This window comes from Streptomyces sp. ME19-01-6 (assembly GCF_033793745.1).
In the GTDB taxonomy this organism is placed as follows: Bacteria; Actinomycetota; Actinomycetes; order Streptomycetales; family Streptomycetaceae; genus Streptomyces.
The window spans coordinates 1-15,537 of record NZ_JARAXF010000035.1 but is presented as its reverse complement, the minus strand read 5'-3'; the positions used below and the strand labels follow the sequence as shown (position 1 = coordinate 15,537).

At 74.1% G+C, this 15,537-nt stretch carries 2 protein-coding genes; both read left to right on the top strand.

Annotated features, from left to right (window positions below):
- Positions 1-13: 13 nt before the first annotated feature.
- The gene (locus PV419_RS43590; RefSeq protein WP_319698599.1) at positions 14-10,942 is read left to right on the top strand and encodes a type I polyketide synthase; all 10,929 of its coding nucleotides are present in this window, start codon (positions 14-16) and stop codon (positions 10,940-10,942) included.
- 71 nt (positions 10,943-11,013) lie between these two features.
- Positions 11,014-15,537: polyketide synthase (locus tag PV419_RS43585; protein ID WP_319698597.1), on the top strand; the 4,524-nt coding region annotated here is incomplete at its 3' end.

Sequence of the window (15,537 nt, the reverse complement as noted above, 5' to 3'; positions counted from 1 at the left end):
GATGTCTTTGTCCATGTCTGTGGATTCGTTACGTCATGCTCATGTCGACGGCTCCATCGCGGTAGTCGGGCTCTCCACCCGCTTACCCGCAGCGAATTCACCGGCGGAGTTCTGGCGCCTGCTCCACGACGGCGCCGACGCGGTGACGCCGGTGCCGCCCGGCAGGTGGGCCCGCCGCTCGGACGAGGCCGCCAAGGCCCCGGGGCATGGCGCCTTTCTTGATCAAGTGGACTGCTTCGACGCCGACTTCTTCGGTATCTCGCCGCGCGAGGCGGCGGCCATGGACCCGCAGCAGCGGCTCGCCCTCGAACTCGGCTGGGAGGCCCTCGAGGACGCGGGGCTCACTCCGGACCGTGTCACGGGGCGCCGGGCGGGCGTGTTCGTCGGGGCCATCAGCGACGACTACGCCACGCTGACCCGGTGGCGGGACACCACGGCGGTCACCCATCACACGCTGACCGGCCTGCACCGCAGCATGATCGCCAATCGGCTCTCCTATCTGCTCGGCATCCACGGACCGAGCCTGGTCGTCGACTCCGGCCAGTCCTCCTCTCTCGTCGCCGTGCACATGGCCTGCCAGAGCCTGCGCAGCGGAGAGTGCGAAATCGCCCTCGCCGGCGGCGTCAACCTCAACCTCACCTTCGACGGCACCCTGAGCGTCTCCCGGTTCGGCGGACTCTCGCCGGATGGCCGTTGCTACACCTTCGACGCCCGCGCCAACGGCTATGTCCGGGGCGAGGGCGGTGGTTTCGTCCTCCTCAAGCCCCTCGCGCGGGCGCTCGCCGACGGCGACCGGATCCACGGCGTGCTGCGCGGCAGCGCCGTCAACAACGACGGAGGCGGCGACAGCCTCACCACCCCGAGCCAGGCCTCCCAGGAGGACGTGTTGCGCCGGGCCTGCGCCGACGCCGGGATCGGGCCCGACGAGGTGCAGTACGTGGAACTGCACGGCACCGGGACCGCCGTCGGCGACCCGGTCGAGGCGGCCGCCCTGGCGTCGGTGTTCGGCGCGTCGCGGCCACCGCATGCCCCGTTGCTGGTCGGTTCGGCCAAGACCAACGTGGGACACCTGGAGGGCGCCGCCGGCATTACCGGTCTGATCAAGGTACTGCTCGCCCTGAAGGCCGGCCGGCTCCCCGCCAGCCTCAACTTCGAGACGCCCAACCCCCGAATCCCGCTGGCGGAGTGGAACCTGCGGGTGCAGACCGGGCTGACCCCGTGGCCGCGGCCCGACGCACCGCTGGTGGCCGGGGTGTCCGCGTTCGGTATGGGCGGTACCAACGCGCATGTGGTGGTCGAGCGGGCGCCCGCCGCCGCCGAGCCGCCCTCCGCGGCCCCCGCGACCCCGGTCCTGGACCTGGGCTCGGTGCTGCCCTGGCCGCTGTCCGGCCGTAGCGCGCGCGGACTGCGCGCCCAGGCGGCGCGGCTGCGGGAGTTCACCGCCGACACGTCCGCCGACACGTCCGCCGATGCGGCGGACATCGCCTGGTCGCTGGCGTCGTCGCGGGCCGCGCTCGAACACCGCGCCGTGGTGCTGGCCGGAAACCGTGAGGAATTCCTCGGCGGGCTGGACGCCCTCGCCTCCGCAGAGCCCGCCGAACATATTGTGCAGGGCACCGCCACGGGCGAGGCCACCGAGGTGGTGTTCGTCTTCCCGGGGCAGGGATCCCAGTGGGCCGGCATGGCGACCGGGCTGCTGGAGTCCTCACCGGTGTTCGCCGAATCGATCGACCGGTGCGCGGCGGCGCTGGCGCCGCACATCGAGTGGGACCTGCTCGACGTCCTGCGGAACACCTCGGGCGAGACCCCGCTCGACCGCGTGGACGTGGTGCAGCCGGTGCTGTGGGCCGTGATGGTCTCGCTCGCACAGGTGTGGCGCGCGGCGGGCATCTCCCCGGCCGCGGTGGTCGGACACTCCCAGGGAGAGATCGCGGCCGCCTGCGTGTCCGGTGCTCTGTCGATGGACGACGGGGCCCGGCTGGTGGCCCTGCGCAGCCGCGCCATCGCCGAGGAACTGGCGGGTCTGGGCGGCATGGTCTCGATCGCGGCCCCCGTGGAGTGGGTGCGGGAGCTGCTCGCGGACCGGGACGGCGTCTGGGTGGCGGTCGTCAACGGCCCCGCAGCCACGGTCGTCGCCGGCGGCCCCGACGCCCTCGCCGAGACCATCGCCTCCTGCGAGCGGGCCGCGGTGCGGACCCGGACCATCGCGGTGGACTACGCCTCGCACACGCCGCACGTCGAGCGGGTGCGCGAGCGGCTGCTGGAACTGGCGGCCCCCATCGCCCCGCGCGCCGGCGATGTGCCGCTGTATTCGACCGTCACCGGCGCGCCCGTCGACGGCACGGAGCTGGACGCCGGGTACTGGTACCGGAACCTGCGGGAGCCGGTGCTCTTCCAGGACACCCTCGGCGCCCTGCTGGAGTCGGGCAAGACGGTGTTCCTCGAGGTCAGCCCGCATCCGGTGCTGACCACCGCGGTGTCCGAAGCCGGGCAGGCGGCGGGCGCCGACGTCTTCGCCGGCGGAACGCTCCGCCGCGACCAGGGCGGCGCCAAGCGGTTCCTCACCTCCTTGGCGGAGCTGTGGGCCCACGGACCCGCTCCCGACTGGTCCCGGCTGTTCGCGGGCACCGGCGCTCGCCGCACCGACCTGCCCACATACGCCTTCCAGCGCGACCGCCACTGGCTCGACGCGCCCGTCACCGAAGCCCCCACCACCGTCGTACCCACTGCCGACGCGCCGACCGCGGCCGTTCCGCAGCCGGAGGCCACGGCCACGGCCACGGCCCCGGCGGCGGCCGGGCCGGACGAGGTGATGCGCGTGGTGCGGGGCCACACCGCGGCCGTGCTGGGGCAGTCCGCGTCGGCGGAGCTCGACGTACGGCGGACGTTCAAGGACCTCGGGTTCGACTCCGTCATGCTGGGAGAACTGTGCGGCCGGGTGAACACCGCCCTGGACGTACGGCTGACCACCGCCACCCTCTTCGACCACCCGACACCGGCCGGGCTGGCCGGCCACATCGACAGAGCGAGGACCGGCCGCCGACCCGCGGCGGCCACCGAGCGGTCCGGCCCTGCGGCCTCCCCGGCCGAACCCGACGAGCCCATCGCCGTCATCGGGATGAGCTGCCGCTTCCCCGGCGGGGTGGAATCCCCCGAGGACCTGTGGCGGCTGGTCGCCACAGAAGGGGACGCGATCTCGGGGTTTCCCGAGGACCGCGGCTGGGACCTGGAGCGGCTGCGCCGGGCCGACGGCACCGGCGGCAGCTTCGCCGAGGGCGGCGGATTCCTCGACCAGGTCACGGACTTCGACGCACGGTTCTTCGGGATATCGCCGCGCGAGGCGCTGGCGATGGACCCGCAGCAGCGGCTGCTGCTCGAAACCTCCTGGGAGCTGCTCGAGCGGGCGGGCATCGACCCGGACACGCTGCGGGGCAGCAGGACCGGTGTCTTCGTGGGCACGATGGACCAGGAGTACGGGCCGCGGCTGCACGACGCCCCCGAAGCGCTCGACGGCTATCTGCTCACCGGCAAGACCACCAGCATCGTCTCGGGCCGCATCTCCTATCTGCTCGGACTGACCGGGCCCGCCATCACCATCGACACGGCGTGTTCTTCGTCGCTGGTCGCCCTGCACCTGGCGGTGCGGTCGCTGCGGCAGCGGGAGTCCTCGCTGGCACTGGTCGGCGGGGTGACGGTGCTGTCCACCCCGGGCATCTTCACCGAGTTCAGCCGTCAGCAGGGCCTGTCACGGGACGGCCGCTGCAAGGCGTTCGCGGCCGGGGCGGACGGCACCGGCTTCGCCGAGGGCGCCGGGATGCTGCTCGTCGAGCGGCTGTCGGACGCGCGGCGCAACGGCCACCGGGTGCTGGCCGTGGTGCGCGGCGCGGCGGTCAACCAGGACGGCGCGTCCAACGGCCTGACGGCCCCCAGCGGGCTGGCGCAGCAGCGGGTCATCCGCGACGCGTGGGCCGACGCGGGCCTGGCCTCCGCCGATGTGGACGTGGTGGAGGCGCATGGCACCGGGACCGCGCTGGGCGACCCGGTCGAGGCGCAGGCGCTGCTGGCCACCTACGGTCAGGAGCGCCCCGGCGACCGGCCGCTGCTGCTGGGTTCGGTGAAGTCCAACATCGGCCATACGCAGGCGGCCGCGGGCATCGCCGGAGTCATCAAGACCGTGATGGCCATCCGGCACGGGGTGGTTCCCGCCACCTTGCACGTGGACGCCCCGACGCCGCAGGCCGACTGGGCCAGCGGCGCGGTGGAGCTGGTGACCGAGAGCACTCCCTGGCCCGAGCGGGACCGGGCGCGGCGTGCGGCCGTGTCGTCGTTCGGGATCAGCGGGACCAACGCGCACGTGATCATCGAGCAGGCGCCCTCCGCCGCCGAGCCCGCGCCCTCCGCCGGGCCCGTACCGGTACCGGCCATGCGGGACCGCGGCGCGCTGCCCTGGGTGGTGTCCGCCCGAACGGCCGGTGGGCTGCGGGCGCAAGCGGCGCGGCTGCGCGATTTCGCGGCCTCCTGCGACGCGACGCCGGAGGACCTGGGCCGGTCGCTGGCGACGACGCGTGGCGCACTGGAACACCGCGCCGCGGTGGTCGCCGAGGACCGGGACGCCTTTCTGGCCGGTCTCGGCGCCCTCGCGGCCGGGGAGCCGGCCGCGGGCGTGGTGAGCGGCACCGTACCGGCCCAGCCGGGCGGGGTGGTTTTCGTCTTCCCCGGCCAGGGCGGTCAGTGGGCCGGGATGGCCACCGACCTGCTCGCGTCCTCGCCCGCGTTCGCCGCCTCGATGGACGAGTGCGCCCAGGCGCTGGCCGCCGAGGTCGACTGGGATCTGTTCGAGGCCGTACGTGACGGGGACGCGCTGCAGCGCGTGGAGATCGTGCAACCGGTGCTGTGGGCCGTGATGGTGTCGCTGGCCCGGATGTGGCGTGCGGCGGGCATCTCCCCGGCCGCGGTGGTCGGGCACTCCCAGGGAGAGCTGGCGGCCGCCTGCGTGTCCGGCGCCCTGTCGCCGGCCGACGGGGCCCGGCTGGTGGTCCTGCGCAGCCGGCTGGCCGCCGCGGAGCTGGCCGGCGGGGGCCGGATGCTGTCGATCGCCGCCTCGGCCGACCGCGTCGCGCAGCTGCTCGCGGACCGCGCGGATGTGTGGATCTCGGTGGTGAACGGCCCGGCCGCCACGGTGGTCGGCGGCACCCCCGAGGCCGTCGCCGAGGTGAGGGCCGAGGCCGAGAGCGCCGGGCTGCGACCGCGGATGATCGCGGTGGACTACGCCTCGCACACCCCCCATGTCGAGCGCATACGGGAGCCGCTGCTCGCCTCCGCGGCCTCGGTGGCTCCGCGGCCCGGCGCCGTCCCGATGTACTCGACCGTCACCGGCGCGCTGGTCGAGGGAGAGGCGCTCGACGCCGAGTACTGGTACCGCAATCTGCGCGAGCCGGTGCGGTTCCAGGACACCGTCCAGGCCGTGCGTGGCGCAGGACATACGGTCTTCGTGGAGGTCAGCCCGCACCCGGTGCTGACCTCGGTACTCCAGGCCGACGGTGATGCCGCTGCCGAGGGCCCGGACGTCCTCGCGGTCGGCACCCTGCGGCGCGACCAGGGCGGGGTCGAGCAGGTCCTCACCTCCCTGGCGGCCCTCTGGGTCCGCGGTCTGGCCCCCGACTGGTCGAGGGTGTTCGTCCCCGGCGAACACCCGCGACCAGTCGAGCTGCCCACCTACGCCTTCCAGCGCGACCGCTACTGGCTCGCCCCGACGATCTCCGGTGCCGAGGTCCGCGTCGACCTGCCGTCCGGGCCGCGGCCCGAGGCGCTCGAGGGCTTCGCCCGGCGGGTGGCCGAGGCGACCTCGGACGCACACCGGATGCGGGTGGTGCTGGACGAGGTGTGCGCCCACGCGGCCGCGGTGCTGGGCTGGTCCTCCCCGGGAGACGTCGAGATCCGGCGGGCGTTCCGCGAGTCGGGCTTCGACTCGCTGACCGCTGTGGAGCTGCGCGGCCGGCTCGCGGCCGCGACCGGGGTGAACCTCTCGCCCACCGTCGTGTTCGACCACCCGACGCCGCTCGCGCTCGCCGAGCACCTCAGGGACCGGATCCTCGGTGCGGACGGCACGGCGACGGCGGGCGACGCCCCTGTGGCCGCCGACGACCCCATCGCGATCGTGTCGGCCGGCTGCCGCTTCCCCGGCGATGTGCGCTCCCCGGAGGAGCTGTGGCAGCTCCTGCTCTCCGACCGGGACGTGATCTCCGGTTTCCCGGTCGACCGCGGCTGGCCCCTGGAGGACCTGGCCCACCCGGACCCCACCCGGCCCGGCACCAGCTCTGTCCAGCAGGGCGGTTTCCTCTACGACGCCGCCGAGTTCGACGCGGAGTTCTTCGGCATCTCGCCGCGCGAGGCGGTGGCGATGGACCCGCAGCAGCGGCTGCTGCTGGAGACATCATGGGAGGCCCTGGAGCGGGCCGGGCTCGACCCGGTGTCGCTGCACGGCAGCCGGACCGGCGTGTTCGTCGGCGCCGTCCCGCACGGCTACGGCAGCGGTTCCGCCGACCCGCAGGGCGCCGAGGGCTATCTGTTCACCGGCGCCGCGGGCAGCGTGGCCTCGGGCCGCATCGCGTACACCTTCGGCCTGACCGGGCCGGCCATCACCGTGGACACCGCGTGTTCTTCGTCGCTGGTGGCGTTCCACCTGGCGGTGCAGTCGCTGCGGCAGGGCGAGTGCTCCCTGGCGCTGGTCGGCGGGGTGACGGTCATGGCCACCCCGACGGTGTTCACGGAGTTCAGCCATCAGCGCGCCCTCGCGTCCGACGGCCGGTGCAAGCCCTTCGCCGCCGGGGCGGACGGCACCGCGTGGGCCGAGGGCGTCGGCGTGGTTCTCCTGGAGCGGTTGTCGGACGCGCGCCGCAATGGTCATCAGGTGCTGGCCGTGGTGCGGGGCAGCGCGGTGAACCAGGACGGCGCGTCCAATGGGCTGACCGCGCCGAACGGTCCGTCGCAGCAGCGGGTGATCCGCCAGGCGCTGGCCAACGCCCGGCTGTCCGGGGCCGATGTGGACGTTGTGGAGGCGCACGGCACGGGTACGTCGCTGGGCGATCCGATCGAGGCGCAGGCGCTGCTGGCGACGTACGGTCAGGACCGGCCCGAGGGCCGGCCGCTGCTGCTCGGCTCGCTCAAGTCCAACATCGGCCACACCTCCGCGGCCGCCGGTGTGGCCGGTGTGATCAAGATGGTGATGGCGATGCGCCACGGTGTCGTGCCCGCGACGCTGCATGTGGACGAGCCGACGCCGCGGGTGGACTGGGAGTCCGGTGCGGTGGAGCTGGTGACGGAGCGGCTGGCCTGGCCCGAGAGCGACCGGGTGCGGCGGGCCGCGGTGTCCTCGTTCGGGGTGAGCGGCACCAACGCGCATGTGATTCTGGAGCAGGCCCCGGTCGCCGAAGACCTCTCCCTCGAGGACCGGCCGGTGCACACGGGCGCGCTGCCCTGGGTGGTGTCGAGCCGCTCGGCGGAGGGCCTGCGGCGCCAGGCCGCCGGACTGCGGGAGTTCGCCGCCGCATCCGAGGCGCACCCCGGCGACATCGGGTGGTCGCTGGCGTCGACCCGGGCGGGCCTGGAGCACCGCGCGGTGGTCGTGGCCGACCACCGGGACGGTTTCCTGCGGGCGCTCGATGCCGTGGCGGCCGGGGAACCGGCGGCGCATGTGGTCAGCGGCGAGATCTCCGGCGGGTCCGGCGGCGCGGTGTTCGTCTTCCCGGGGCAGGGCTCGCAGTGGGTGGGCATGGCGACCGAACTCCTGGATGTCTCCACGGCGTTCGCGGACTCGATCGAGAGGTGTGCGGCAGCGTTGGCGCCGCATGTCGACTGGGATCTGCTGGGGGTGTTGCGGAACGAGGATCCGTTGGAGCGGGTCGATGTGGTGCAGCCGGTGCTGTGGGCGGTGATGGTGTCGCTGGCCCAGGTGTGGCGTTCGGTGGGGATCGAGCCGTCCGCGGTGATCGGTCATTCGCAGGGTGAGATCGCTGCGGCCTGTGTTTCTGGTGCCCTGTCGCTGGAGGACGGCGCCCGTCTGGTCGCGCTGCGCAGCCGCGCGATCGCCGAGGACCTGGCCGGCCAGGGCGGGATGGTGTCCGTGGCCGCCTCCGTCGAGCGGGTCGAGGAGCTTCTCGCGGGCCGTGACGGGGTGTGGGTCGCGACGGTGAACGGTCCGGACAGCGTCGTCGTCGCGGGCGATCTCACCGCCCTCGACGAGGTGGTGGCGGCTGCTGAGGGTGCGGGGGTGCGGGCGCGTCGGGTGGCGGTGGATTACGCGTCGCATACGCCGCATGTGGCGGGTATCCGGGAGCGGTTGCTGGAGTTGGCGGCGCCGATCTCTCCTCGTGCGGGTGAGGTGGCGATGTATTCGACGGTGACCGGGGCGCCGGTGGCGGGGGAGGGGCTGGGCGCCGAGTACTGGTATCGCAATCTGCGTGAGCGGGTGTTGTTCCATGACACCGTGCGGGCCCTGATGGACCAGGGCGACCGGGTGTTCCTGGAGGTCAGCCCGCACCCGGTGCTGGCGGCCGCGATCCAGGAAGCCGGCCGCGTCCGGTCGGTGGACGCCGTGGTGACCGGCACCCTCAGGCGCGACGAAGGTGGCGCCCGGCGGTTCCTGGCCTCGCTCGCGGAGCTGTGGGTACGGGGCGTCGAACCCGACTGGGCCCGGGTGTTCGCGGGCATTGGCGCCCGCCGCGTCGACCTGCCCACCTATGCGTTCCAGCGCAAGCGCTACTGGCTCAATGCCCCCGCCGCCCTCGCTTCCCGCGCCTCGGCGGCCGCCGACGAGAACGCCGCCTTCTGGGAGGTCGTGGAGCGCGAGGACCTGGAAGGACTCGCGCGAACGCTGCGGCTGGAGGAGGCGGGGCCGGAGCTGACGGCCGTTCTGCCCGCCCTGTCGGCGTGGCACCGGCGCCACAAGGCGGCGTCGGCGATGGAGTCATGGCGGTACCGGGCCGACTGGAAGCCGCTGACCGGCCATGCGCCGGCCACGCTGTTCGGCACCTGGCTGGTGGCCGGCACCCGCGACCAGCTCGACGGCGAGCTGTACGAGGCGGTCGCCGGGGCGCTGCGCGAGCACGGAGCGGCCGTCGAACCGCTGGTGGCCCCCGAGGACGGACGGACGTGGGCCGATGTGCTCGCCGGGCACACCGAGGCGGCCGGGGTGCTGTCCCTGCTCGCCGGGGACGAGTCGCCCCTCGACGGCACGCCCGCGGTGCCGGCCGGCTTCGGCCGGACGCTGCTGCTGATCCAGGCACTCGAGAAGTGGGGTGCGGTGGGTGATGTGGGCGAGTCCGCACCGCTGTGGTGCCTCACCCAGGGCGCGGTGTCCGTCGGCGGTCAGGACCCGCTCACCGGCCCCGCCCAGGCGCTGGTCTGGGGCCTGGGCCGGGTCGCGGCGCAGGAACTGCCCGCCCGCTGGGGCGGCCTGGTGGATCTGCCGCTCGCCCCGGACAGCAAGGACCTCGGTCGGCTGTGCGCGGTGCTGGCCGACCAGGCCAGCGAGGACCAGGTCGCGGTGCGCCCGTTCGGCGCCTTCGGGCGCCGGATCGTCCGGGCGCCGCTGGGCGAGGCGGCGGGCGACGGCTGGACCCCGGGCAAGGGCACAGTCCTGATCACCGGCGGCACCGGGGCCCTCGGCGGGCAGGTCGCCCGCAGGCTGGCCGCCCAGGGCGCCGAACACCTGCTGCTCGTCAGCCGCCAGGGGCAGGCCGCCCCCGGCGCGGCCGATCTGGTGACCGAGCTGGCCGCCGAGGGTACCGAGGTGACGGTGGCCTCCTGCGACATCGCGGACCCCGACGCACTGCGCGACCTGCTGGCCTCGATCCCCGACGCGCGTCCGCTGACCGCGGTGTTCCACACCGCCGCCGTACTCGACGACGGGGCCGTCACCGCCCTGACGCCCGACCAGGCCGACCGCGTGCTGCGGGTCAAGGCCGACGCCGCCTGGCGGCTGCACCGACTCACCGAGGGCATGGACCTGTCCGCGTTCGTGCTGTTCTCCTCGCTGGCGGGCACCGTCGGCATGGCGGGCCAGGGCAACTACGCCCCGGGCAACGCCTATCTGGACGCTTTGGCCGCGTACCGGCGCTCGCGCGGGCTCGCGGCCACGTCGGTGGCCTGGGGATCCTGGGCGCGAGGAGGCATGGCCGAACAGGACGCGGTCACCGATGTCCGGGTCCGGCACGGCGTACCGCTGCTGCCACCCGAGTCCGCCGTCCTCGCGCTGGAGGCCGCGCTCGCCCACGGCGACACGGCCGTCGTCATCGCCGACATCGACTGGGACCGGTTCGCCCATGCCTACACCGCGACGCGTCCCAGCCGTCTGCTCGACGAGTTGCCCGAGACCCGGCAGGCCCTGGGCGCGGCCGAGGCCACCGGCGCCACCGCGGGCCACGCGCTGCGCGACCGGCTCACCGGCCTGGGGGCACAGGAGCGTGAGCGGCACCTGTTCGAGGCCGTACGCACCCAGGCGGCCGCCGTACTCGGACACGACTCCGCCGACGCGGTGGACCCCAGGCGGCAGTTCCTCGAACTCGGCCTGGACTCGGTCACCGCGGTGGAGCTGCGCAACCGGCTGAATCTCGCGACCGGTCTGCGGCTGCCCGCCACCGTGGTCTTCGACCGCCCGACCGTGGCCGACCTCGCCCGCCATCTCGACGCCGAGATGTTCGGCGGGTCCCAGGAGCCGGAGAACCCCGGCGCCGCGGAACTCGACCGTCTCGAGGTCCTGTTGAAGGAGTTGCCGGACGGGGACCCCGGCAAGGCGGCCATCGCCGGGCGGCTGCGGCATCTGCTGTGGTCGTCCGCCGGCGCCGACCAGCCCGCCGAGGACACTGTGGACTCCGCCGAGCTCGAGGACGCGTCCAACGAAGAGATCTTCGACTTCATCGAGAAGGAATTCGGGATCTCCTGACCGGCCGCGCGCCATCGGCAACGGCACCACGTACGCACGCCCACAACTGACCCACGATCGAGGGCAAGAACATGGATGACGTCAAGAAGCTTCGCCACTTCCTGACCCGGGTCACCGCGGAACTGCAGGAGACGCGGTCGCGGCTGCGGGCCGTGGAGTCCGCCGGCAGTGAGCCGGTGGCGATCGTCGGGATGAGCTGCCGCTACCCCGGCGAGGTCGTGTCGCCGGAGGACCTGTGGCGGCTGGTGTCCGGCGGCGGGGACGCCATCACCGGCTTCCCGGCCGACCGCGGCTGGGACCTGGCCGGCCTGGTCGACGTGGCGGGCGACCGGCCGGGCACCTCGTACGTGGACCGGGGCGGATTCCTGCATGACGCGGGGGAGTTCGACGCGTCCTTCTTCGGCATATCGCCGCGCGAGGCTCTGGCCATGGACCCGCAGCAGCGGCTGCTGCTGGAGACGTCCTGGGAGCTGTTCGAACGGGCCGGCCTCGATCCGGCGGCGCTGCGCGGCAGCCGGACGGGTGTCTTCATCGGATCCAGCTTCCGCGACTACGGCAGCAGGCTGCCCGCGGTCCCCGAGGAGGTCGAGGGCCACGCCATGACGGGCGTGGCGGGCAGCGTGGCGTCGGGCCGGATCGCCTACACCTTCGGCCTGGAGGGCCCGGCCCTCACCGTGGACACCGCCTGCTCGTCGTCGCTGGTGGCGCTGCACCTGGCGGTGCGGTCCCTGCGGCAGGGCGAGTGCACCCTGGCGCTGGCCGGTGGTGTCGCCGTGATGTCGACGCCGGACCTGTTCACCGAGTTCAGCAAGCAGCAGGGCCTGTCGCGCGACGGCCGGTGCAAGGCGTTCGCGGCCTCCGCGGACGGGATGGGCGCGGCCGAAGGCGTCGGACTGCTGCTGGTGGAGCGGTTGTCGGACGCGCGCCGCAATGGTCATCAGGTGCTGGCCGTGGTGCGGGGCAGCGCGGTGAACCAGGACGGCGCGTCGAGCGGCCTGACCGCGCCGAACGGTCCGTCGCAGCAGCGGGTGATCCGGCAGGCGCTGGCCGACGCCGGGGTGTCCCCCGCGGTCGTGGACGCCGTGGAGGCGCACGGTACCGGTACGTCGCTGGGCGATCCGATCGAGGCGCAGGCGCTGCTGGCGACGTACGGTCAGGACCGGCCCGAGGACCGGCCGCTGCTGCTCGGCTCGGTGAAGTCCAACATCGGCCACACCCAGGCCGCGGCTGGGGTCGCCGGGGTCATCAAGATGGTGATGGCGATGCGCCACGGCCTCGTGCCCCCGACGCTGCATGTGGACCAGCCGACGCCGCACGTGGACTGGGAGTCCGGCGCGGTGGAGCTGGTGACGGAGCGGCTGGCCTGGCCCGAGAGCGACCGGGTGCGGACGGCCGCGGTGTCCTCGTTCGGGGTGAGCGGCACCAACGCGCATGTGATTCTGGAGCAGGCCCCGGCGGACGAGCCCGAGGCCGCCGCCGAGCCCGCCCCGGTCGCGCTCACCGGCGCGCTCCCGTGGCCGGTGTCGGCCCGGTCCGCCGCCGGCCTGCGCGGCCAGGCGGCCCGGCTGCGCACCTTCGCGGCCGAGCGCGAGGACGCGGAGACGGCTGGTATCGGCTGGTCGCTGGCGTCGACCCGGGCGGGCCTGGAGCACCGCGCGGTGGTCGTGGCCGACACCCAGGACACCTTCCTGAGCGGCCTCGGCGCCGTGGCGGCCGGGGGGCCGGCGGCCCATGTGGTCAGCGGCGAGACCTCCGGCGCGCCCACGGGTGTGGTGTTCGTCTTCCCGGGGCAGGGCTCGCAGTGGGTCGGCATGGCCTCCGAACTCCTCGACTGTTCACCGGCGTTCGCCGATTCCATCGAAAGGTGTGCGGGGGCGTTGGCGCCGCATGTCGACTGGGATCTGCTGGGGGTGTTGCGGAACGCGGATCCGTTGGAGCGGGTCGATGTGGTGCAGCCGGTGCTGTGGGCGGTGATGGTGTCGCTGGCCCAGATGTGGCGCTCGCTGGGGGTTCAGCCCTCGGCCGTGATCGGTCATTCGCAGGGTGAGATCGCTGCGGCCTGTGTTTCTGGTGCCCTGTCGCTGGAGGACGGCGCCCGCTTGGTCGCGCTGCGCAGCCAGGCGATCGCCAAGGAACTGGCCGGCCAGGGCGGGATGGTGTCCGTGGCCGCCTCCGTCGAGCGGGTCGAGGAGCTTCTCGCGGGCCGTGACGGGGTGTGGGTCGCGACCGTCAACGGCCCTGCCGCCACCGTCGTGGCCGGCCGCCCGGAGACACTGGACGAGGTGGTGGCTGCTGCTGAGGGTGTGGGGGTGCGGGCGCGTCGGGTGGCGGTGGATTACGCGTCGCATACGCCGCATGTGGCGGGTATCCGGGAGCGGTTGCTGGAGTTGGCGGCGCCGATCTCTCCTCGTGCGGGTGAGGTGGCGATGTATTCGACGGTGACCGGGGCGCCGGTGGCGGGGGAGGGGCTGGGCGCCGAGTACTGGTATCGCAATCTGCGTGAGCGGGTGTTGTTCCATGACACCGTGCGGGCCCTGATGGACCGGGGCGACCGGGTGTTCCTGGAGGTCAGCCCGCACCCGGTGCTGGCGGCCGCGATCCAGGAAGCCGGGCACGCCGCCGACACCGACGTCGTCGCCGTGGGCACCCTGCGGCACGACGAGGGCGGGCCGCGGCGCGTGCTGACCTCCCTGGCCGAGCTGTGGGTACGGGGCGTCGAACCCGACTGGAAGGCGGTCTTCGGCGGCGCCGCGCCCGTGGACCTGCCCACCTACGCGTTCCAGCGCGACCACTACTGGCTGCGGGACACCGACGGCGTCGGAGATGTCGCCGGGGCCGGGCTGTCCGTCGTGGGCCATCCGCTGCTGGCCGCCGCGGTCACGCTGGCCGACGGCGACGGCTATGTCTTCACCGGACGACTCTCCACGGCCACCCAGCCGTGGCTCGCCGACCACGCCGTACTGAACCGGGTCCTGCTGCCGGGCGCGGCCGTCATGGAACTCGCGCTGCGCGCCGGCGAGTCGGCCGGCAGCGACCACCTGGACGAACTCGTCCTGCACGCGCCGCTGGTCGTGCCGGCCGACGGCACGCCCCTCGACATCCAGGTCGGCGTGGACGCGGCCGACGAGCTGGGGCGCCGCGCGGTGCGGGTGCACTCCAGGCCGCACCGCCAGGGCCAGGACGACGACGAGGCGGAGTGGACCGGCCACGCCACCGGCACCCTCACCGCCGCGCCCGCCGACCCACCCGCGGCCGAGGACACGGCATGGCCACCCGCCGACGCGGTCGCCGTGGACATCGACGGTTTCTATGAGCGCCTCGCGGAGGCGGGCTACGCCTACGGACCGGTGTTCCAGGGCGTGCGCGCGGTGTGGCGGCGCGGCGCCGAGATGTTCGCCGACGTCGAGCTGGCGGAGCCCGCCGCGGGCGAGGCGGCGCGGTTCGGTGTACACCCCGCGCTGGTCGACGCGGCGCTGCAGACACGGCTTGTCTCGCTGCTCGAGGGCGAGGCGGAGCGGATGATGCCGTTCTCGTTCTCCGGAGCCCGCGTCCACGCCACGGGTGCCACCTCGGCCCGGGTCCGGGTGACCCCGGCCGGTCCCGACGCGATCTCGGTGTGGATGACGGACCATGCCGGGCTGCCGATCCTCACCGTCGACCAGCTCGTCTCACGCCCGCTGACCGCCGAGGCGATGGCGGGCTCCGGGGTGAACTCGATGTACGAGGTCACCTGGGCGCCCCTGTCCATGGCTGACGCGCCGGAGCAGGGGTTCGCGATCCTGGGCGACGCTCTGCCCGGCGTCGACGCACCGCGCTACCCGGACATCGACACCGTGGCCGAGGCCGTCCGCGCGGGCGAGCCGGTGCCATCGATGGTGCTGCTTCCCTGCCCGCGCGGGGAGGGCGGCGCCGTCCCCGCCGCGAGCCGGGAGGCGCTGGCCGCGGTGCTGGGCCCCGTGCGCGAGTGGCTCGCGCACGACGAACTGGAGGCCGTGCGGCTGGTCCCGGTGACCCGGGGGGCGATCGCCGCGGCTCCGGGCGACCGGCTCGACATGGCGCAGGCCGCGGTGCGCGGACTGCTGCGCTCGGCCGCGTCGGAGCACCCGGACCGGATCCTGCAGATCGACCTGGACATCGACCTGGGCGCGGACCCGGACGCCGCCCCCGCGGCGGTGTCGACGCTGTCCGCGGTGGCGGCCGCCGCGGTGGCCGCGGGCGAGTCGGAAGCCGTCGTCCGCTCCGGCGCGGCGTCGGTGCCGCGGCTGGCCCGGGTCCCCGCGGTGGACCCCGGGACGCTGGCGCTCCCCGGCACGAGCGGGGCCTGGGGCCTTGACCTGGACACCGCGGGCACCCTGGAGGGGCTGGCCCTGACCGCGCGCCCCAAGGCCGAGGCCTCGCTGGGCGCGGGTCAGGTGCGGGTGGCGGTGCGGGCGACCGGGGTCAACTTCCGGGACGTCCTGGTCGCGCTGGGCGTGGTCCCCAACACCGAATCGCTCTTCGGGTGCGAGGGTGCGGGTGTCGTGGTCGAGGTCGGCCCGGAGGTGACCGGTCTTGCGGTGGGGGACCGGGTGATGGGTCTGTTGTCGGGGGCGTAC